The sequence below is a fragment of the Paraburkholderia phytofirmans PsJN genome, assembly GCF_000020125.1.
GTDB classification, from domain to species: Bacteria; Pseudomonadota; Gammaproteobacteria; order Burkholderiales; family Burkholderiaceae; genus Paraburkholderia; species Paraburkholderia phytofirmans.
Genome location: NC_010681.1, coordinates 1868742 through 1886531, shown reverse-complemented (window position 1 = coordinate 1886531; position 17790 = coordinate 1868742). Strand labels below are relative to the sequence as shown.

Sequence of the window (17790 nt, the reverse complement as noted above, 5' to 3'; positions counted from 1 at the left end):
CCGTCTCGCGTTATCGACGCCGCCCTCAGGTATAGCCGCGCCGGTCGCGCCACGCCGCCGGCCAGATGCCCTGCTTGCCCGGCGCGAGAATGCCGTTCGGGTCGAGTGCGTCCTTGATCGTTTCCGACAACCGCAGCAACGCCCCGTCGTTGAAGCTGTATTGGGCCGCGGCAAAATCCATATATGCGAGATGCGCGCGGTATTCGCCGTAGCCTGCGGCGCGCGCGTCGCTCATCAGCGAACGCAATAGCGAGCCGGCCTGCTCGACCTGGTTCGCGTCGCCGCGGTCGAAGATCGCCGCGAAAATGTGGTGCAGATGTCGTACGCCCGCCGTAAAGCCGCCGTAGTAATCGAAACCGTATTCCGCGGCGCGCGCCTTGACCATCGTGTATTGACGCAACGCGTCGCGTCCGGTCGCGGGACACACCGGCGCGAAATCCACGTGCGCGCCCGCGCCGCCGCGCCAGTCAAGCATGCGAAACGCGCTCATCGCCGGAATGCCGGCGAGGTTGCGGTCGCCACCCGCCGTGGGCTGCGCATCGCCCGCATAGCGCGCCGCCAGAAAGCGCGCCTGCGGTGCGCGCGCAAACGCGCGCTGCACGATCGCATGGCGCGCGTCGATCGATTCAGGCGTGCCGTACAGCGCGTAATGCAGATTCCAGCGGCCCACATTCAGCTTGTCGAGCATCGCGTCCACCGCGCTGCCGGGCATCGCGCCCGGCCCGTCGTACCACTGCGCGCGCGCCGACAAGCCGGCCGCACGGCGCAAACCGCCCTCGATCACCGCGTGATTGCGGATCGTTTCATCGAGCCGCAGCGGCCGCAAAATCTCCACGATCGCTTCGAGATCCGCTTCGTGTTGAAACTGGATTTCACCGAGCAGATACGCGGGCGGCGCGGGCATCAGCCAGACGCCCAGCTTGGTGACGATGCCGTAGTTCGACTGCATGAACATCGCGTCGAACGAGGGTCCATAGCCCGGCTGGTACAACTGCCACGCGGTGCCGATTTCAATGCCGCCCATTCCGGTGCGCAACACATCGCCGTTGGCGAGCACCACTTCCATGCCGCACTGCGACGCCGCGTGATCGCCGTACGCGGTATAGCCGAAGCCGCGTTCGAGCGTATTGCCGACCACGCTGCCCCAACCGGCCGCGGGCGGATCGACCCACAGCTTGTAGCCCTTGTCGCGCAGGTGCGCATACAGATCGAAGTAGCTGACGCCCGGCTCGACCAGCGCGTACGCCATGGCTTCGTTCACTTCGATAATGCGGTTCATCCTGTGCAGATCGAGCACAACCGAACCGGTGAGACGCGGCGCTGCGCCGCCGTACGCGAAGTTGCGGCCGGTCGAAACGGTCCACAGCGGAATGCGAAACTGATTGGCGATGCGCAGCACGGCGCGAATTTCATCGACGGAGCCGGGCAAGACCGCGGCACTCGCCGAAAACGCTTCGCGCTCGCCGGGCGCGAACGGATCGAGATACGCGGCGAGGCCGTCCGCCGAGGTCACCACCTGCGGCTCGCCGACAATCGAGCGCCAACCGGCGAGCGCGCGGTCGAACTGCGCGGCGGATACTTTTGGCGGCAAGCTGCGAGTCAAAGCGTCTCCTTGGCCGCCGCGCGGAGCCGCGGCAGTGAGTCAGTGGCACGAAGTCGGCGGCGGCGAGTCGGCAGCGCAAGCCACCCGCACAGGTCATTCGCAACGAGTCAGCGGCCCGAGTCTTTGACAGCGAGTCACCGGCACAAGCCGCCCGCACAAGTCATCGGCAGCGAGTCAGCGGCCTGCGTCTTTGGCCGCGAGTCAGCGACACGAATCACGCAGCGAGTCAGCGGCACATGCCACCCGCCCGAGTCTTTGTCAGCAAGTCACCGCCGCATTCCACCGCCGTGCGACATGCCGCCCCATGTGTGCATGGGCGCCGCGCCGTGCCAACCGCCGCGCCCGCCCATGCCGAACGATCCATGCACGCCATGCACATAGCGCACATGATCCATGTGATGAAAATGATGAAAGCGGTCGACGAACACGAACGACACGCCGACACCAAACACCACCGGCGGCCCCCAATACCATGGATCGTAGTAGTAGACGGGGCCATCCGCCAGGGTCTGAGCGACGGCATCGTCCTCGACGATCTGCCACGTGCCGTCCGGTTGCAGGCACGCGCGGCCGGTGATCTGCTGCATGACGCCGTCGATTTCCGCCTGCCCTGCCACGAACCGGCACACAGACGCATCCGATTGCGCCTCGACCGGCGCCGCGCACGCGGCGCACAGGCACACACAGGCTATGCCGCCAGACAGCCCGCTGCCGAATTGATGAAATGTGAGCATGATTTTGCTGCCCCTATGCCGTCCGACGCGCGCCGGCGTCGCGACCCCGCGAGAAACGGATCGGCACCGTGAAAACCCCGTCGGCTTACCTTGTTGAAGACCTTGCCGCGTACCCGCGTAAGCACGCGGTAACGGCGCGATCCAGCAACGAGTAAACGCAGCGCCGCGCGGCGCTATTCCGCCCACGCGGCGCAAGCACACGCCGTTTCTGTTACCGGGTGTTGCACAGCGTCTGCCGAGCGGCCGTCGCGCGCAGCGGAGTCGCACATGCCGCTACTGCCACGACTCAGGCTTGCCGCCGAGCGCGCTGCACACGTCGATGGCGATCGTGCGCAGCTTGCCTTCCGCGATCGGCCCGGACAGCGCGTAGCCCATCCCGTCGCTGACCCAGTAGAAGGTGCGCCGGTTGCCGTCGCGGAACAGGCGGAACGCGGTTTCGTCGCGTGAGATGCCGGTGACATAGAGCGTGAGCCGCGAGCCGCTGGTGTTCTCGTACATGAACTGCGCCGCCGGTCCCGCTTCGCCGGGCAAGAGCCGCCCGCCCACCAGCGAGTAACCGTATTCCTGCAAGGACGGCACCGAGAGCGGCCGGTTCAGCCGTTTGGAGAGCCAGTTGATCAGATGCTCTTCTTCGTTCGCGGCAACTTCCACCGGATGACGCCGCTCCGGCGTGTACACCGCATAAGCGATGTCCGCGCGCTCGGCGAAGCTCGGCGGGCTGCCGCCCAGACCGCCCCACGCGCCGCCGGTCAGACGCGGCGCGAGCGGCCCGAGAGCAAGCGCGAGCCCGGCGCCGGCCGCCAGCCAGCAGGCCGCGACGCCCGCGCGCTGCCACCACGGCGTGCGCCGCCGCAGCACGATGAAGGCCGGTTCATCGGCCGCCTCGCGTTCATAGCGCTCGTCGCGCTCATCGCGCTCGCTGCGCTGCGGCGCGCCGCATAGCACGCGCAAGGCGGCTTTCTGCGCGCGCCACGCGGCCACGCGCGCGGCGGCCTGCGGATGCTGCGCCAACTGAGCCTCGATCGCGGCGCGCTCCGCGCCCGGCAACTCACCGTCGACATACGCCGACAGCGCTCGCAGATCGAGCCCTTCGGGCAAGCTGGAATCGAAGTCGTCGCTGTTCATCACGGGTTTCTCACTACTTTCAACGGTGGATTTTTACGCGCCGGCCCATGCGCCGGTCCCTCCGTCAGCAACGCGCGCATGTGTTCGCGCGCGCGGGAGAGCCGCGACATCACCGTGCCGATCGGCACGCCGAGCGCGCGCGACGCTTCCTGGTAAGACAGCTCCTCCACGCAGACCAGCAACAGCACTTCGCGCTGTTCGACAGGCAGACAATACAGCGCGCGCTGCAGATCGCGCAGCACGAGACCGTCGACCTCCCCTTGCGGCGCTTCGAGATTGCGCCACGGCGCGCTCTCGTCGTCGACGGCGATCTCGCGGCGGCCGCGCAACTGGTCGATGTAGAGATGCCGCAGGATCGTGAGGAGCCATGCGCGCAGATTGCTGTCCGGCCGGAACGCCGCCCAACGGGCGAGCGCGCGCTCCGCCGTATCCTGCACGAGGTCGTCGGCCCACGCGTGGTCGCCCGTCAGTGCGCGCGCGTAGCGGCGCAGCTGCGGGAGCCACGAAATCACTTCGGCTTCGAAATTCACCCGGCGAGCGGCGCTCAGTAGCCGCCGCTGCTGCCGCCGCTCGAGCTCGAGGCGCCGCTATCGGTCGCGGACGTGCACGCGCTCGTCGCGAGCGTACCGCCCGCGAGTGCCAGCAAAACCAGAACGGCGGAAAGGATGCGCGATACTTTCATGGTGAGTCTCCTGTCGGCCAGAGCCGGCGCTTGAACGCCCTGCTCTGTTCCTATGCAAGAAGCTTGCGGATGAGCGCCCGGACACCCGGTGCGGCCGGCACAAGCCGATCGGCCACGCGCACGATGCAGCGTCGCCATGCCTGATATAACGCGCTCAGGCGGCGATTTATTCCACCCGATGCACACCCGTGCGCCATCTTTTTCCGCCACCCGCGCGGCGCAGGGCCGCGTGTGGCGGAAGAACGCGGCATTCGTTCGCAGATTCGTAACTCAACGTTACAGCCAATAGTTATCAGATGCTTATGTGCCCACAAGCCGTTATAGTGGACGCAGTTCGCCCGCCGACGCGTTCCGCCCCCACACAGGGTAGAATCGCGGCGAACAACCGTCTTTCTAACCTGAATTGTCCATGGCTTCCGCAGAATCGCATCCGCAAAACGACTTCATGAACGCTGCGCGCAAAGAACGAAAGCGCGTTGAGATTTACCTTGTCAACGGCATTCGCCTGACGGGGTGCATCGAATCGTTCGATCAGTATCTGGTGATGCTGCGCACACCTGTCGGCCTGCAAGGCATCTACAAGCGCGCGATCTCGACGATCCAGCTCGACACCGGCACGCGTCCGGCTCCGCGCGCTGGGCGTCCCTCGCACGGTGAGCACACCACGCGTGGCCCGCACGGTTCGCGTGAACCACGCGATCACCGTGAGCCGCGCGAACCGCGTGAACCGCGCGAGTCGTATGGCGCGCCGTCTTCGGACCGGCCTGCGTCGGATCGTAGCGGCGGCACGTCGGACGGCCCGGTGGTCGTTACGCGCCGCCGGCGTCTATTTGGCACGGGCGGCGACGGCGGCAATCACGGTGGTGGCAACCGCGGCGGCGACAACCATGGCGGCGGTAATCACGGCGGTAATGGCGGCAGCGAATAAGCGGCCGCGGCAGCGCTCGGCTACTCCGGTGAATGGTCGAGCCGCTGCAAGATCTTTTCCAGACGCATCACCTGCAGTTCCGTCAGTTCGAATCCGCATTTAACCGCCAGCACGCGGCGCCGCCAATATACGGCGTCCAGCAAGCGCTGCGCCGGTTGCTTCGTTGCCCAATCCAGGTGTTCCAGCTCAGCTTCCACGACGTGCGACGCGTTGAGGCGCTGCGACGCGCACGCGCTTTTTTTCCGGTTCATGTTATTCGCTGCCTTGTTGTTCACGGGTTCTGGTTGCGCCCCTCCCGAGCGCGACACGGCCGGTTCGCGGCATGCGTTGCGGTCTGCCGGCCCACGCGGCCGGCGCCTGCTTTTCTTTTCCGCGCCGCGCTCTGTCGACACACGGAAAACGAGTTGATGCGCAATGGTTTTAAGTTTCGGCTGATGAACCCGCATCGGGTTGTGCATCGGTTCGTGCATCGGTTCATGCATCGTTCGGCTGGCGGTTTTGCAGCGGGCACTTACGGCGCGCGGTATTAGGCCGTTCGGCCGATGTTCGCCGAAGCCCGCTTTGCGCTATGCTGATTTGCAGACTCTCTTCTCACGGAGCACGTCATGACCAGCAAGAAGCAACACGAATCCCCTCCCGCGGCAACGCAGACGCCCGCCGAATCCGTCGACGACCGTCTCGACGAGGCACTCGAGGAAAGCTTCCCCGCCAGCGATCCGATCGCCGTCGATACGGCGGACCCGCATCACGCGCCGGGAAAAAAGGAGTCTTCGGAGGGAAAGAAGCGGCATTAGCGCTGGCCGCGTGCTCGGCTTGAGGAGCACGGGGATAACGAAGCTGCGGCCAAAGCCTGACCGCCTCAAATAACGGCATCCGCATCGCCATCGCTATCTCGCGGGCGACGCGTTAAGTGCGGTCGCTCGTGCGCGTGCCGGACCATCAGGAAGATTTGCAGCGAGCCGCTCGCCGGCCGCGCCTGAGACATTACGCGAACACGCTTGAAATAAACGTGGATGGCTTGTACTGCTGTAGGAAAGGAAAATCGAGCGCGTGCGTGAAACGGCAACGCCGTTCGCGTGGACCCGACGAACCACGCGCATTGCACGAAGACAGCTGAACACCGAGCCATCGTTCCGGTGAGCCGGGCAACACATTCAATACCGCGCCGTCCTGCCCACCGAATGCTCTTCAAACCATCACGTTTAACGCACCGGTAAACCGCTTTCCAATTGACGCTGCAGATCGCGCACCTGGCGCTGCGCGGCGCGCAACTGATCCTGCGCGGAAGCCTTCTGTTGAGCCAGCGAGGTCGCTTCGGCGCGAGTTTGCTGCTGCTGGGTCGCCACGATGCTCTGCTGCTGACGCGCCACATCCAGGTCCGCCTGCAGACGGTTCGCATTGTCCTGCTGCAACGCGATCATCCGTTCGGTGAACGCTTTTTGCGCTTCGAGTTGCGTGCGGCGAATCTCGACGTCTGACAGTTGCATCGTCTGACGCACAAAATCCTTGTAGATCATGTCGGCACGCGTCGCGTCCTGCGTCTTGATGACGCGCCAGAAATTTTTCTGCTGGAACAGCGCCACGTAGTACGTCATTTCCTTGCCGTAAAACAGCAAGCTCGCGCCGTAACTGCCGTTATAGGTGGTGCGCAATTCGCTCAGATCCGAACCGCGGATCATCTGCTGCAATTCCGCCACGTTGCCTGCCGCGGACTGCTTCGCTTCATCCGACGTGAGGGCTGAGGTCTGCGCCTGTCCTGCCTGTGAGGTAGCCGGCAATGCGGCCGTCGTGCCTGGCTGGGAAACAACGCCGCCGATGGCGCCAGCGCTCGCACTGCTGTTCTGCAGAGCCTGCGCATTGACGCCTTGCGCCGCCCCCATCGCGATCAATGCGGCGAGCGCAATCTGTCGCAGTTTCAACTTTCGGTCCATGTAATTTATGCTCGAACAGTTTTTGTTTTATTACAACCGGCCCATTATTACTCACTTTCCCGCGTTTCGGGCTCCTCGTCGAAAATTTGGTACTTGCGCATTTTCTCCCATAAGACCTTGCGGCTAATGCCCAGATAGAGCGCCGTATCCTGGCGGCGCCAACCGTTTGCGTCGAGCGCGGCCAGCACGCGATTACGCTCGGCCATGTCCCATTTGCTGCGGTCCACCAGCACCTCGGCGACGCTCTCCGCCGGCACCGGCTGAGTGGTGCGCGCGAGCGCGAGAAGCCGTTGCAGGCGCGCCGCATCCCACGCGCCGATCTGCCGCACGGTCACGCCGATGCGCTCCGCCAGATTGCGCAGCTCGCGCACATTGCCGGGGAAATACGTGTCGGCGACGGCGTCGGCGAGCCAATACGGCAGATCGGACAACGCGGCGAGACGTTCCGCGCCGACGATCTGCGCGATGAACGCCTTAAAGATCGCAATCTTGTCGACGGCGCCCCGTTCTTCCAGCGACGGAATCTTCAACTCGATCACGGCGAGCCGGTAGTAAAGATCGGCGCGAAACGTGCCGTCCTTTACCAGTTGCGGCAGCAGTTTGTTGGTCGCCGCCACCAGCCGGAAGTCGAGCTTGACCGGCGTCGCCGAACCGATGCGCGTGACCGCGCTGTCTTCGAGCACGCGCAGCAGCTTGACCTGCTGATAGAGCGGCAGATCGCCGATTTCGTCGAGAAACAGCGTGCCGCCGTCGGCCTGCTCAAAGTAGCCTTTGTGAGCGACCACCGCGCCGGTGAACGAGCCTTTGGAGTGACCGAAGAACAGCGACTCGAACAGGCCGTCCGGAATCGCGCCGCAGTTCACCGCGACGAACGGGCCTTGCCCATAGCGGCTATGTTTTTCGTGCAGCAGTTGCGCGATGCGCTCCTTGCCGACGCCGGTTTCGCCGTGCACCAGCACGCTCGTGTCGCAATCGGCGAAGGTGTCGACTTCGTGCAGCAGCGCCTGCATGCACTCCGAGTTGGCGATCATCGCGTCGGACTCGTGCGTCTTCGCGCTGTGCGCGCGCATTTGCAGCACGAGCTTCATGACCATGCCGCGCAGTTCGGCGCAGGTGAAGTCGAGCGGCAGAATATGCGAGTACTCGGACGGATAGGTGGCCGGATCGTGCTCGCGCGGCGCGGCGCCGACCCAGACCACCGGAATGCCGTGCGCGGCCTGCCAGTCGCGCAGGATCAGCGCGCCGCTGTCGATCACCGACACGCTGATGATCGCGAGCGACGGCCGCAGCGCGGTCCGTTCGGGCGAAATCGCGATATCGTCCGCACGGATCACTTCGACATCGAAGCTCGCCATGCAGCGCGCGACCCGGTCGACGATGTCGGCCTTGCCTTCCCAGACGTAGATATCGAGTTCCTCGATTTTGGTGGTGGTTCTCATCTTGGATTGGCTAGTTGACCAGTTGCGAAACGCCGCACGTCAGCGACATGTTGTGGACCGTGGCGGTGCCGACCTGCACGCCGAGCAACGCTAGCGTGGGCACGAGCACCGCGTCGAGCAGCGCGAAGACAGGTTGTAGTGCAGCCGACAGCACCGGTGCAAGGGCCGAGAGCAAAGGCTGGATCACACCAGTTAGATTGAGTCCCAAGGCGGTCACCTGTAGCGTGTTCGGCAACACCTTGAGTAGCTGCGCGGTCAGCGTCGACGCATCGCTGCCAACGGCATTGGAATTGACGGTGACCGACGAATCGAAACTGCCGGACGCGCCGTTGAACGTAACGGGCTGGGGCGAAGGCGGCGCCAAGGGCAATTGCCCCGTTCCGTTGATCGCGATTTTCGTGAGTTCGTTCGTGCCGGTTAGCAGGGTCCACACCGTAACTTCGGCGACATTGATCGTTCCGCCGCAAGTCGAATTCGCCCCCACGCAGACCGTCGCGATGCTCGGTTGCACCAGAATCGTGGCATTGGTCGCGGCCTTGGTCGACTCGCAGTCGACCGAACTGAGCGCCGCAGTGCCCTGCGCGCTCGTTAGCGAAAGCATGATCGGTGTACTCAGGGCGGAAATGCTGATCGAGCCGATGCCAAGATTCAGGCTGATAGGCGCGAACGTCAGTGGCAGCAGATTCACGCTCGCGTTCACCACCGCCGTGCGCGCCATCGTGCGATACGTCCCATTGGGCAACATGCCGCCCTCGCCGACCGCCAGCACCGGTGGCTTGATGACCTGCAGCGAAATGCCCGCCACGCCCGCGAGACCCGCCGCCACATTGATCACCGGCGCGTTGCCCTGGGTTCCGTCCGGACTGCGCTCCGCGATCTGCGCGGCGACCAGCAACGCATCGAACGCGTTGACCGTCGCGGTTGCCGCGGCGTTCGGATTGGCAAGGCCGAGCGCGAGCAGCCCGGGCGAAGACGCACCGCCGTCGCCGATCGTGATGTTCTGCCCACCGGGAATAGCCACCGCCACCTTCTGCAGAATCGACGCATTGATGGTGTCGCCGCCTGCCTGCAATGCGGTGACCATCGCGACCATCAACTGCTGAAAGCTCACCGTGGTGCCGAGCAAACCTTGCATGGTCGAGGCGCCGAGCGCCACCATCAGATCCTGCAGTTTGATGTGCGCCGTGGCAAGGCTCTGCGTGTCGCCCACGCTCAGCGACACGCTGGTTTTCAGCAAACCGCCAAGAATCGCATTCAGCAACGCCGACTGCTGCGTATTGATCGACGCGATGCCGGTGCCGAGCGAGAACGCGTCGATGTTGGAAGCGAACGCAGTAGCCGTCGCCGAAACGTTGCGGCTCGGTCCGAGGAAGAAGTACGGCACAACCTGCGTCGTCGTCACCTGCACCGCGTTCAGCGGATTGCCGCTCGTGCCGAAATAGGTGCTCTTGCTGGTGTCCCAGCGGCCGCATGTCGTATTGATGGAAGTCGTGCCGCCGGCCGTGAACCCATTGGCCGCCGCGTTCTGCTGCGCGGCCGTGGTGGCCGTCGCGCAGCCGCCCGTGGAGCCGATCATCTGGACCGCCGCCAGCGCCGCCAGATCGGCCGTGCGCTGCAACTGCCGGCGCGCGAAAAACACGTTGCCGACATCGAGCGCGCCGAGCGCCGCGATCGCCACGCTCAGCCAGATCACCGCGACCACCGCGACCGCGCCATGCTGACGGCGCGCGCCCGCACACCGCATCCTCAGGGGATGCGCGCGGCACGCGGCACGTCTCATGGCGAAAGACAATCGACGCATATCAGTTCGATCCGACGCCGCTTCCGCCGAGCCCGCCGTTGACGGCCATCGCACCGTTGCCGCCACTGCCCGTGTTCAGCGCCGAGCCTTACAGATCGGGGATCTTGCTCTTGAACGATTCCATGTAGCGGCGGTAGGCCAGGCCGGCTTCGGCCCCGAGCATCGGCAGCGCGGGCGCGGCTTGCTTGTTGCTGCTTTGCAGATCGAGCCATGCGCGCGTCGCGTGACCCACTTCGCTGGCTCGCACTGCCGGCGGCGCGCTCTGATCCGCCGGGGTCATGTCGCTCGTCTGCGCCATCGCCGAGACTGACGCGCCCAGCAGCGCCCCGGCCGTCGCGGCCGTCGCCAGCCACCGGCACGGCATCGGCGCCCGCCAGGCCCGCTTCGTTGTCGTGTTTCTCATTGTTGCTCCCTGATTGCCTGATGCATCACCACGAAGTCGCCGCGCGCTCATTGCGCGAAACGCTGCAACAGACGCGGCGCGGGCTCGATGCCCTGCGCGCTCGCGACCGTGCGCGCGCCCGTGCCGAGCGCGCCCGACTCTTGTTGCGCGGGCGCACCGCGGGTTTGCGCGCGCCCCGCCGCGGCCACTTTCGCCGCATCGCTGCAGATCGCGGCGCGCACGTCCGGTGCGAGCTTCTGCTGGTTCATGATCGCCAGCGCCTGCGCCTGGTTGCCATTGGCAAGCAGATAAAGCGCGACGTTGCTGATGATCTTCGGATTGGTCTGGTCGAGTTCCGCCGCCTTCATGAGCGGCACGCGCGCGCCGTCCACATCGCCGTCGCGCAAGCGTGCATAGCCGAGGTCCGACAGCGTCGTCGCATCGGTCGGCGCGAGCTGGACGGCCTGCTGCAATTCCTGCGCGGCGCGCGCGAAGTCGCCCGCCGCGCCCGCGATCAGACCGAGGCCGCGATAACCGCGCGTGGCGAGCGGCGTCTTCAGCAGTTGTCCGTATGCGTTCGCGGCGGCGCCCGGCTGATCGGTCATGCGCAGCGCGTCGGCGCGCAGCAGAATCGAGTCGGGGCTCGCGCCGTACTGTTTGTCGTACGCGTCGATATGCGCGAGCGAAGCGAAGTACAGCCCTTGCGATTGCATCTGATCGATCAGGCCGAGGTACATGCCGGGCGTGTCCGGCGCGGGATCCTTGTTGGCCTGCTGCGCCATCACGGCGCGTTCTGCCTGCGGCCCGACGCCATAGCCCGTGACGTCTTTGGACGCACACGCGCCGAGCAGCGACAACGCGGCCAGCGCCGCCGCGAAGCGGGCGCCCTGTTTGACGGAATCGAATGAGAGACTGTGAGTCATGGCAAATCCTTAGTGCTTCACCTTGCCCAACGAATGCTGGACGGCCAGCACGCCTGGGCCGGCTGTGACGATCATCAACGCGGGCAACAGCGTGACGATCATCACGCCCGTCATCTTCACGGCGAGCCGGCCGATGCGTTCGCGCAGCATCGCGCGGCGCGCCTCGCGCAGCCGGTCGCCGAACTGCTTGAGCGGTTCCTGCACCGCGCCGCCGTGCAGGTCGACCTGCACCAGCAAACGCACCACCGCGCGCAGATCCTCGTTGTCGTAACTCGACGCGAGCCGGTTCAGCGACTGCTCACGCGTGCGGCCGGCGGCAAACTGACGCTGCGCGATTTCCAGTTCGCCGGCGAGCACGGGCAGCATGCCGCGAAAATCGTTGACCACCACCTGCAAGCTCTGATCGAGCGACAAACCCACGCCTTGCAGAAGACGCAGCAAATCGACCAGCAGCGGCAACTCATCGACCACCGCGTGACGGCGCTTGCCGGCACGCCGCCGCAACACGAGCTTCGGCAGCATGAAGCCCGCCATCACGGCGACGATCACCAGCGCCCCATAACGGGACCCGTCCAGATGGGTGCTCGCCAGCGTGCCGGCGAGCACCGGCAGCACCAGCGCGCCCACCAGCCGCGCCAGCAGAAACAGGCCGCGCGTGCGCGTATCCACGAAACCGCATTGCTCCAGCAGCCGGCGATCTTCTTCAGCGACGACCTGGCGGCCGAACGGCGTGTCGAGCCAGCGAATCCCCGTATGCGCGAAGCGTTCGAGCAGGCCCTTGAAACCCGTGGGCGGCACGCTGCGCGCGGCTGCCTTCGCGCCAGCCTGCGCGCCCTCTGTGCCACGCGCCGCCGCAGCCGCGAGCGCCGCGCTTTGCACCGCGCGCTCGTCGAGTGCGTGCCGCAGCGTGCGTTCGCTGCGTCGGGCGGCCGCCACGCGCGCCAGCACCAGGCCGGCGATCAACAGTAAACCGAGCGCGGCGAGACCCAGTGCGAGTGCGAGGAGTTGTTGGGTTTGCATCGTCAATTCCTCAGATTCGCGAGGCGGTACAGCAGATATGCCCCGAGCACCTGCAGCACGAACGCCAGATAGACGAGCTGCCGGCCAGTCGGGTCGAACCACATCGAAGCGAAATACTTAGGATTGGAGAGAATCAGAAAACCGCCGATGCCGATCGGCAACATGGCCAGCACCCACGACGACAGCCGCGTTTCCGACGACATCGCCACCAGCTCGCGCTCGGCGTGTTCGAGATCGCGCATGAACGAGGCCATCCGTTCGAGCATCACGTCGGCGCGGCCGCCGTATTTGACCGACAGCCGCAGCACGGCGCCGACCAGTTCGAGTTCGCGCACGCCGTAGATCTGCGCAACCTGCGACAGCGCGCGATCGATTTCGACGCCGGTGCGCAACATCCGCGACACGTAGTCGAGGCATTCGCGCAACGGCGCCTCGGTGGTTTGCAGCGCGGCCTGGAAGGCGGCGGGCACGCTATTGCCGAGCGTGATCAGACGCACGATGCCGTCGAGAAAGAGCGGCAACTGCCGAACGATCTGCTGACGGCGTTTGTTCACGCGCATCGTCAGCAGAAAATAGAAGAACATCACGCAGGCGATCAACGCGACGCAGGCCGCGAGCGCGCCGCCCACCATGGCGGCCCAGCCGCACAGCAGCATCACGATCGCGCCGGCGATCGCGGCAGGTGCTTTGGCATTGGCAATGCCGGCGCGCGCCATCGCGTGTTGCACCATGAAGCGCACGCGCGCCTGGCCGTACCGCCAGCGCGCGAGCCAGCCCGCATCGGCCGACGGCGCCTGCGGCGCGATCACGGCGTGCTGGGCCGTGACGCGCGCGGGGGCCGCGCGCGCCGTGCTTGCCGCACCGCCGCCCATGCCGCCCACGGCTGCGCCGGTTGGCATCGCCATGCGGCTGTCGATATAACGTTCCGCACTCGCCTGGCCTTTGCGTTGCGCGCCGCGCTGCCAGAGCAGCAAGGCAAGCGCCGCGCACAGTAGCGCGAGCGCCGCGAAGACCAGAACCGCGCTAGACATTGAAGCCTCCGCCGAAGCCGCCGCCACCGCCGAAGCCACCACTGCCGCCACCGAAACCGCCGCCGCCCGATCCGCCGAAGCCCGCGTTGCCGAACGCATTGCCTGCTTCACCGCCTCCCAGCGCCTGACGGAAACGCGCCAGCTTCGGCGAGTGCGGATGAATGCCCAGCGAAACCCAGTTGTCGAGCTCGTCGCCTTCGGCCGTCAGGATAGGCTCATAGCGATACAGCTCCTGAGTCGCGATGATGTTGTCCGACAGCCCCGTGACTTCCGTGATCGACAGAATCCGCCGACGCCCGTTGGAAAGCCGCCCGATCTGTACGATGAAGTCGATCGCGTTGGCGATCTGGCGGCGCAGACTCGACTCGGTGCCCTGGAAGCCCGCGAAACCAGCCAGCATTTCGAGCCGGTACAGGCATTCGCGCGGCGAGCTGGCGTGCACGGTGCCCATCGAGCCGTCGTGGCCGGTGTTCATCGCCTGCAGCATTTCGAGCACTTCGCCACCGCGCACTTCGCCGACGATGATGCGGTCCGGCCGCATCCGCAACGTATTGCGCAGCAGGTCGCGAATCGTCACGATGCCCGAGCCGTCGAAACCGCCCGGGCGGCTTTCGAGCCGCACCACGTGCGGATGGTTCAGCGACAGTTCCGCGGTGTCCTCGATCGTCACGACCCGTTCCGGCTCGGGAATATGAAAGGCCAGCGCGTTGAGCAGCGAGGTCTTGCCCGAACTCGTGCCGCCCGACACCAGCACATTGCAGCGCGCCGCCACCGCGGCCTCGAGCAGCGCGCCGATTTCCGGGCTATAAGTGCCGTTGCCGAGCAGATCGTCGGGCCGCATCGGATCCTTGCGGAACTTGCGGATCGAGACGATCGGGCCGTCGATCGAGAGCGGTTCGATTACCACGTTCACGCGGCCGCCGTTCGGCAAACGCGCATCCACCATCGGATTCGATTCGTCCAGGCGCCGGCCGATCGGCGCAAGAATGCGCCGCACGATCCGCAGCAGATGCGCGTTATCGGCAAAGCGCACCTGGATGCGCGTGAGAATGCCGTGGCGCGACACGTACACGTCGTTGTAGCCGTTGATCAGAATGTCTTCGACGGCCGGATCGGCGAGCAGATCCTCGATCGGACCGAAGCCCGCGAGTTCCTTGGTCAGCGCCTCGGCGATCAGGCGCACCTCGCTCTCGTTGATCGGTATCCGGCGCAGCCTGACGAAGCTGTCCATCTCCAGATCGACGAACTGGTTGATCGCGTTACGCGACCAGCGGCCGAACTCGGAGCCGAGTTCTTCGATGCGCGTGAGCAGATGTTCGTGCGCCGCGTTCTTGATGTCCTGGAACTGCTGGCTATGCGCGAACGAAGGCGCGTCGTCGGCAAATTCGATCTCTTTTGCCATCGTCTATGACCGCTTGTGAGTGGTTGGAATGAAGCGCTTGAGCGCGCCGAGTGCCGATTTGCCGCGTGCCTGCGCCGCCGCGCGCTCGCCGCCGCCGAGCCGCTCGATCAACGGCTCGAGCGCGCGCACATACGGATCGCGCGCGGCGGCATCGACCAGCAGATGTCCCTGATTGACCGCCTGGCCAAGCGCGACGCGCCGCTCCGGCAAGGCGGTGAGCAGCGAAATATCCAGACGCTGCGCGATCTGCGCGGCGGCGAGGCCGAGCTCCGCGTCGAACTTGTTGACGATCAAGCGCACGTTCGCGGTCTCCACGCCCTCTTCGCGCAACGCGTCGAGCACGCCGACGGCCGACACGATCGAGGCCACGCCCTGGTCGCACAGCAGCCAGGTTTCGTCGGCGGCCTGCACGACGTGGGCGATGAACTCGCTGTTGGTGAAGCCGCCGAGGTCGACGATCTGCTGGTCGAAGAACGCGCGCAGACGGTTCAGCAAGCCGATCGACGACGAATAGGAGACCTCGCGCATATCGGCGAGATTCGGCGGCAGCGTGGTGAGCGCGAGGCCGCTCGTGTGATGCGACAGCGCGGTATGCACGAAGGTCTGATCGAAGCGGCGCAGGTTGCGCACGGCTTCGACAAAATTGAATTCGCTGCGCGTGTTCAGCAGCAGCGATCCGTCGGCGGCCGGCAGGCCGAGATCGAGCAAGGCGGCCTGCCGGCCCTGCGCGGAGTCGCGCCGTTGCAGCAGCACCGCGAGATTCGCGGCCAGCGTGCTCACGCCCATGCCGATGCGCGCGCCCAGCAGCGCGGTGACTCGGCCATGGCGGCTGACCGGCTCGACGAGATTGTCGAGCACCTGGCGTGTGATGCGCAGCGCGTCTTCGGCCGGCGCCGACAGATCGATGAAATCGCGCACGCCGGCGCGCAACGCCGCCAACGCGCTTTCGGGTTCGGCGAGCGAGCCCAGCGCGACGATCTGCATGCCCGGATAAGCGGTGCGTACTGCGTTCGCGGCAGCGCTCGCCGCCGCGGCGCGGCCGCCGGAAAAATCGACGAACACCAGCGACGGATTGAGCGCCGCGATGCGCTGCATCAGCATCGACGGATCGAGCGTGGCCGCTTCGACCACGCCGGCGCCCACCAGCGTATCGGCGAGCCAATGCACGTGCTCGTCGGCCAGCGACGCGAACACGAAATAATCGGTGACCGCCCGTTCAGTCAATGAATGCGTTCTCGCGTTCATGTTGGACATCCTTGTGCCGCACAGGCGGCAAAGCCCCCACGTCGTACCGCTTGCCGGCGCACGCACGCAGTTCGCGCGCGCGCCGGCTCACACCTATGTTCGGCCGCCGCGCCGCGACGGCGCCTGCCGGCCTCACTTCGAAAATCCCGGCGACGCATCGCGTGCCGCCACGCCGCCGATCAGCGAACGCCACACCGGCCCGTTGCGCTGCTCGGACTGCTCGCCCGGCGTCGACGGCAAGGTCGCGCCCCTGGCGAGCGGCGAGACCAGATGCGGCGTCACGATGATCACCAGCTCCTTCTCGTTCTGCTGATAGTTCAACTGCTTGAAGAACGTGCCGATCACCGGCAGATCGCCGAGCAACGGCACCTTCGAGACATTCGACGCCGTCTCGCGATCGATCAGCCCGCCGATCACGAAACTCTCGCCGTCGCCGAGTTCGACGGTGGTGTCGGCACGCCGCGTGGTGAACGCGGGCACCGACACGCCGCTGATCGTCACCGCGTTGGCAAAGTCCAGCTGGCTCGCCTCCGGTGCGACTTTCAGTGCGATGCGCTGCGGGCTCAGCACGGTCGGCGTGAGCGTGAGCCCCACGCCATACGGCTTGAATTCGATCGACGTCGAACCGAGCGCCTGCGGCACCGGAATCGGCACCTCGCCGCCGGCAAGGAAACTGGCGCTCTGGCCGGACAAGGCCACGAGCGTCGGCTCGGCCAGGACGCGCGCGAGGTTGTTGCTTTCCAGCAGGCTCAGGTTGGCGAACAGGCCGTGCGTCGCGGAGTTGAAGATCAGATTGAACGCCGACGAGATCGGCGTCACACCCGTCAGGCTCGGCGCCTGTCCCGCCGTCGCCGATACCGAGCTCAACGCCGACGGCGCGAACGAACCGAACGTGAAGCCGTTGTTCTGCTTGAAGAAGTTGAAGCCCACTTCCTTGAGCACCGAACGGCTGAACTCGACGACCCGCACATCTACCTGCACGACCGCGCGGCTGGCGACCGTCGACGTGTCGAATACCGCACCGTCCTTGCCGAGCGAGCCCTCCGCCGCGACCACGGCGCGCTGGTGCGCCTCCATGGTCGCCGACGTGCCGGACACGATCGCCGTGCCGCCGAGGACCTTGACGGCCGGCGTATCGGCCCCGAGCAGCGAGGCGGCCGCCGGCGTGGTCACGTTGACGGTGTATTGCAGCGGCGCGTCACGATCGCGTGACCACAGCATCAGGTTGGTGGTGCCGGCGGCCTTGCCGACCAGCAGCACGCCGCCGCGCTTGTCGCCCTTGATGATCAGCACGTCGGCCACCGACGGATCGCCGATCGCGACACGCTGCAGCGTGTGGCCGACAGCAATCTGCCGCTGCGCGCCGACCGTCAGGTCGATGCCTTGCGCGGGCGGGGCAAACGCGGCCTGATGCGGCTGGGCCGCCGGCGCGGCTTGCGCCCGCTGCGCCGGACCGGCCGCATCCGTCGCCGCCGATACGGCCAGCAAAGCCAGGCCGAGACACGCCGCCTTCCTGAAAACACAAATCCGTTCTGTCATGTAAT

The 17790-nt window shown here is 66.0% G+C and carries 18 protein-coding genes; 2 read left to right on the top strand and 16 right to left on the bottom strand.

Going from position 1 to position 17790, the window contains the following annotated elements; translation table 11 throughout:
* Positions 1-25: 25 nt before the first annotated feature.
* The 5 genes from BPHYT_RS08255 to BPHYT_RS38605 all read right to left on the bottom strand — a co-directional run bounded on the left by BPHYT_RS08255 (position 26) and on the right by BPHYT_RS38605 (position 4144).
* Positions 26-1603 carry an FAD-binding oxidoreductase gene (locus tag BPHYT_RS08255; RefSeq protein ID WP_012432689.1) on the bottom strand — a complete coding sequence of 526 codons (1578 nt, stop codon included), beginning with the start codon at positions 1601-1603 and terminating at the stop codon, positions 26-28.
* Between the two features lie 266 nt (positions 1604-1869).
* Positions 1870-2337 (bottom strand): hypothetical protein, encoded by a 468-nt coding sequence (locus BPHYT_RS08250; protein WP_012432688.1) that lies wholly within the window; start codon positions 2335-2337, stop codon positions 1870-1872.
* A 273-nt stretch (positions 2338-2610) separates the two neighbouring features.
* Positions 2611-3462 (bottom strand): anti-sigma factor family protein, encoded by an 852-nt coding sequence (locus BPHYT_RS08245; protein WP_012432687.1) that lies wholly within the window; start codon positions 3460-3462, stop codon positions 2611-2613.
* On the bottom strand, positions 3462-3992 hold the full coding sequence (locus BPHYT_RS08240) for a sigma-70 family RNA polymerase sigma factor (RefSeq protein ID WP_012432686.1): 531 nt from the start codon (positions 3990-3992) through the stop codon (positions 3462-3464). The genes BPHYT_RS08245 and BPHYT_RS08240 overlap by 1 nt, the downstream gene beginning before the upstream one ends.
* Positions 3993-4006: 14 nt before the next feature.
* A complete protein-coding gene (locus tag BPHYT_RS38605; protein ID WP_166799229.1) occupies positions 4007-4144 on the bottom strand; it encodes a hypothetical protein in 138 nt (45 codons plus the stop codon).
* 409 nt (positions 4145-4553) lie between these two features.
* On the opposite strand from BPHYT_RS38605, the gene hfq reads away from it, so the two are divergent.
* Positions 4554-5072: an RNA chaperone Hfq gene (hfq, locus tag BPHYT_RS08235; RefSeq protein ID WP_012432685.1), complete on the top strand. Its 519-nt coding sequence runs from the start codon at positions 4554-4556 to the stop codon at positions 5070-5072.
* Between the two features lie 20 nt (positions 5073-5092).
* Here hfq and BPHYT_RS08230 read toward each other — a convergent pair whose 3' ends face one another.
* Positions 5093-5323, bottom strand: coding sequence for a hypothetical protein (locus BPHYT_RS08230; RefSeq protein WP_041758872.1), 231 nt, complete (start codon positions 5321-5323; stop codon positions 5093-5095).
* A 354-nt stretch (positions 5324-5677) separates the two neighbouring features.
* Between BPHYT_RS08230 and BPHYT_RS08225 the strand changes: the two genes are divergently transcribed.
* Positions 5678-5866: a hypothetical protein gene (locus BPHYT_RS08225; RefSeq protein WP_012432683.1), complete on the top strand. Its 189-nt coding sequence runs from the start codon at positions 5678-5680 to the stop codon at positions 5864-5866.
* Between the two features lie 408 nt (positions 5867-6274).
* On the opposite strand, the gene BPHYT_RS08220 is transcribed toward BPHYT_RS08225, so the two are convergent.
* The 10 genes from BPHYT_RS08220 to BPHYT_RS08175 form a co-directional block, all read right to left on the bottom strand.
* Complete coding sequence (locus BPHYT_RS08220) at positions 6275-7003, bottom strand: DUF2968 domain-containing protein (RefSeq protein WP_012432682.1); 729 nt, start codon at positions 7001-7003, stop codon at positions 6275-6277.
* Positions 7004-7050: 47 nt separating this feature from the next.
* Positions 7051-8442 carry a sigma 54-interacting transcriptional regulator gene (locus BPHYT_RS08215; protein WP_012432681.1) on the bottom strand — a complete coding sequence of 464 codons (1392 nt, stop codon included), beginning with the start codon at positions 8440-8442 and terminating at the stop codon, positions 7051-7053.
* Positions 8443-8452: 10 nt separating this feature from the next.
* Positions 8453-10222 (bottom strand): TadG family pilus assembly protein, encoded by a 1770-nt coding sequence (locus BPHYT_RS08210; protein WP_238535640.1) that lies wholly within the window; start codon positions 10220-10222, stop codon positions 8453-8455.
* A 109-nt stretch (positions 10223-10331) separates the two neighbouring features.
* On the bottom strand, positions 10332-10646 hold the full coding sequence (locus tag BPHYT_RS08205; RefSeq protein WP_012432679.1) for a DUF3613 domain-containing protein: 315 nt from the start codon (positions 10644-10646) through the stop codon (positions 10332-10334).
* Between the two features lie 47 nt (positions 10647-10693).
* Positions 10694-11548, bottom strand: a complete 855-nt coding sequence (locus BPHYT_RS08200) for a tetratricopeptide repeat protein (RefSeq protein ID WP_012432678.1) — start codon at positions 11546-11548, stop codon at positions 10694-10696.
* Between the two features lie 9 nt (positions 11549-11557).
* A complete protein-coding gene (locus BPHYT_RS08195) occupies positions 11558-12568 on the bottom strand; it encodes a type II secretion system F family protein (protein WP_012432677.1) in 1011 nt (336 codons plus the stop codon).
* A 2-nt stretch (positions 12569-12570) separates the two neighbouring features.
* Complete coding sequence (locus BPHYT_RS08190) at positions 12571-13599, bottom strand: type II secretion system F family protein (protein ID WP_012432676.1); 1029 nt, start codon at positions 13597-13599, stop codon at positions 12571-12573.
* Positions 13592-15001: a CpaF family protein gene (locus BPHYT_RS08185; protein ID WP_012432675.1), complete on the bottom strand. Its 1410-nt coding sequence runs from the start codon at positions 14999-15001 to the stop codon at positions 13592-13594. Before BPHYT_RS08185 ends, BPHYT_RS08190 begins: the two co-directional genes overlap by 8 nt.
* A gap of 3 nt (positions 15002-15004) precedes the next feature.
* Positions 15005-16246, bottom strand: a complete 1242-nt coding sequence (locus tag BPHYT_RS08180; protein WP_012432674.1) for a fimbrial protein — start codon at positions 16244-16246, stop codon at positions 15005-15007.
* Between the two features lie 132 nt (positions 16247-16378).
* Complete coding sequence (locus tag BPHYT_RS08175; protein WP_012432673.1) at positions 16379-17785, bottom strand: type II and III secretion system protein family protein; 1407 nt, start codon at positions 17783-17785, stop codon at positions 16379-16381.
* Between the last annotated feature and the right edge of the window lie 5 nt (positions 17786-17790).

Bases quoted from the DNA above. Each gene is read 5' to 3' on its own strand.
- BPHYT_RS08250 (WP_012432688.1), bottom strand. From the start codon at position 2,337: ATGCTCACATTTCATCAATTCGGCAGCGGGCTGTCTGGCGGCATAGCC.
- BPHYT_RS08245 (WP_012432687.1), bottom strand. From the start codon at position 3,462: ATGAACAGCGACGACTTCGATTCCAGCTTGCCCGAAGGGCTCGATCTG.
- BPHYT_RS38605 (WP_166799229.1), bottom strand. From the start codon at position 4,144: ATGAAAGTATCGCGCATCCTTTCCGCCGTTCTGGTTTTGCTGGCACTC.
- hfq (WP_012432685.1), top strand. From the start codon at position 4,554: ATGGCTTCCGCAGAATCGCATCCGCAAAACGACTTCATGAACGCTGCG.
- BPHYT_RS08230 (WP_041758872.1), bottom strand. From the start codon at position 5,323: ATGAACCGGAAAAAAAGCGCGTGCGCGTCGCAGCGCCTCAACGCGTCG.
- BPHYT_RS08225 (WP_012432683.1), top strand. From the start codon at position 5,678: ATGACCAGCAAGAAGCAACACGAATCCCCTCCCGCGGCAACGCAGACG.
- BPHYT_RS08220 (WP_012432682.1), bottom strand. From the start codon at position 7,003: ATGGACCGAAAGTTGAAACTGCGACAGATTGCGCTCGCCGCATTGATC.
- BPHYT_RS08215 (WP_012432681.1), bottom strand. From the start codon at position 8,442: ATGAGAACCACCACCAAAATCGAGGAACTCGATATCTACGTCTGGGAA.
- BPHYT_RS08210 (WP_238535640.1), bottom strand. From the start codon at position 10,222: ATGAGACGTGCCGCGTGCCGCGCGCATCCCCTGAGGATGCGGTGTGCG.
- BPHYT_RS08205 (WP_012432679.1), bottom strand. From the start codon at position 10,646: ATGAGAAACACGACAACGAAGCGGGCCTGGCGGGCGCCGATGCCGTGC.
- BPHYT_RS08200 (WP_012432678.1), bottom strand. From the start codon at position 11,548: ATGACTCACAGTCTCTCATTCGATTCCGTCAAACAGGGCGCCCGCTTC.
- BPHYT_RS08195 (WP_012432677.1), bottom strand. From the start codon at position 12,568: ATGCAAACCCAACAACTCCTCGCACTCGCACTGGGTCTCGCCGCGCTC.
- BPHYT_RS08190 (WP_012432676.1), bottom strand. From the start codon at position 13,599: ATGTCTAGCGCGGTTCTGGTCTTCGCGGCGCTCGCGCTACTGTGCGCG.
- BPHYT_RS08185 (WP_012432675.1), bottom strand. From the start codon at position 15,001: ATGGCAAAAGAGATCGAATTTGCCGACGACGCGCCTTCGTTCGCGCAT.
- BPHYT_RS08180 (WP_012432674.1), bottom strand. From the start codon at position 16,246: ATGAACGCGAGAACGCATTCATTGACTGAACGGGCGGTCACCGATTAT.
- BPHYT_RS08175 (WP_012432673.1), bottom strand. From the start codon at position 17,785: ATGACAGAACGGATTTGTGTTTTCAGGAAGGCGGCGTGTCTCGGCCTG.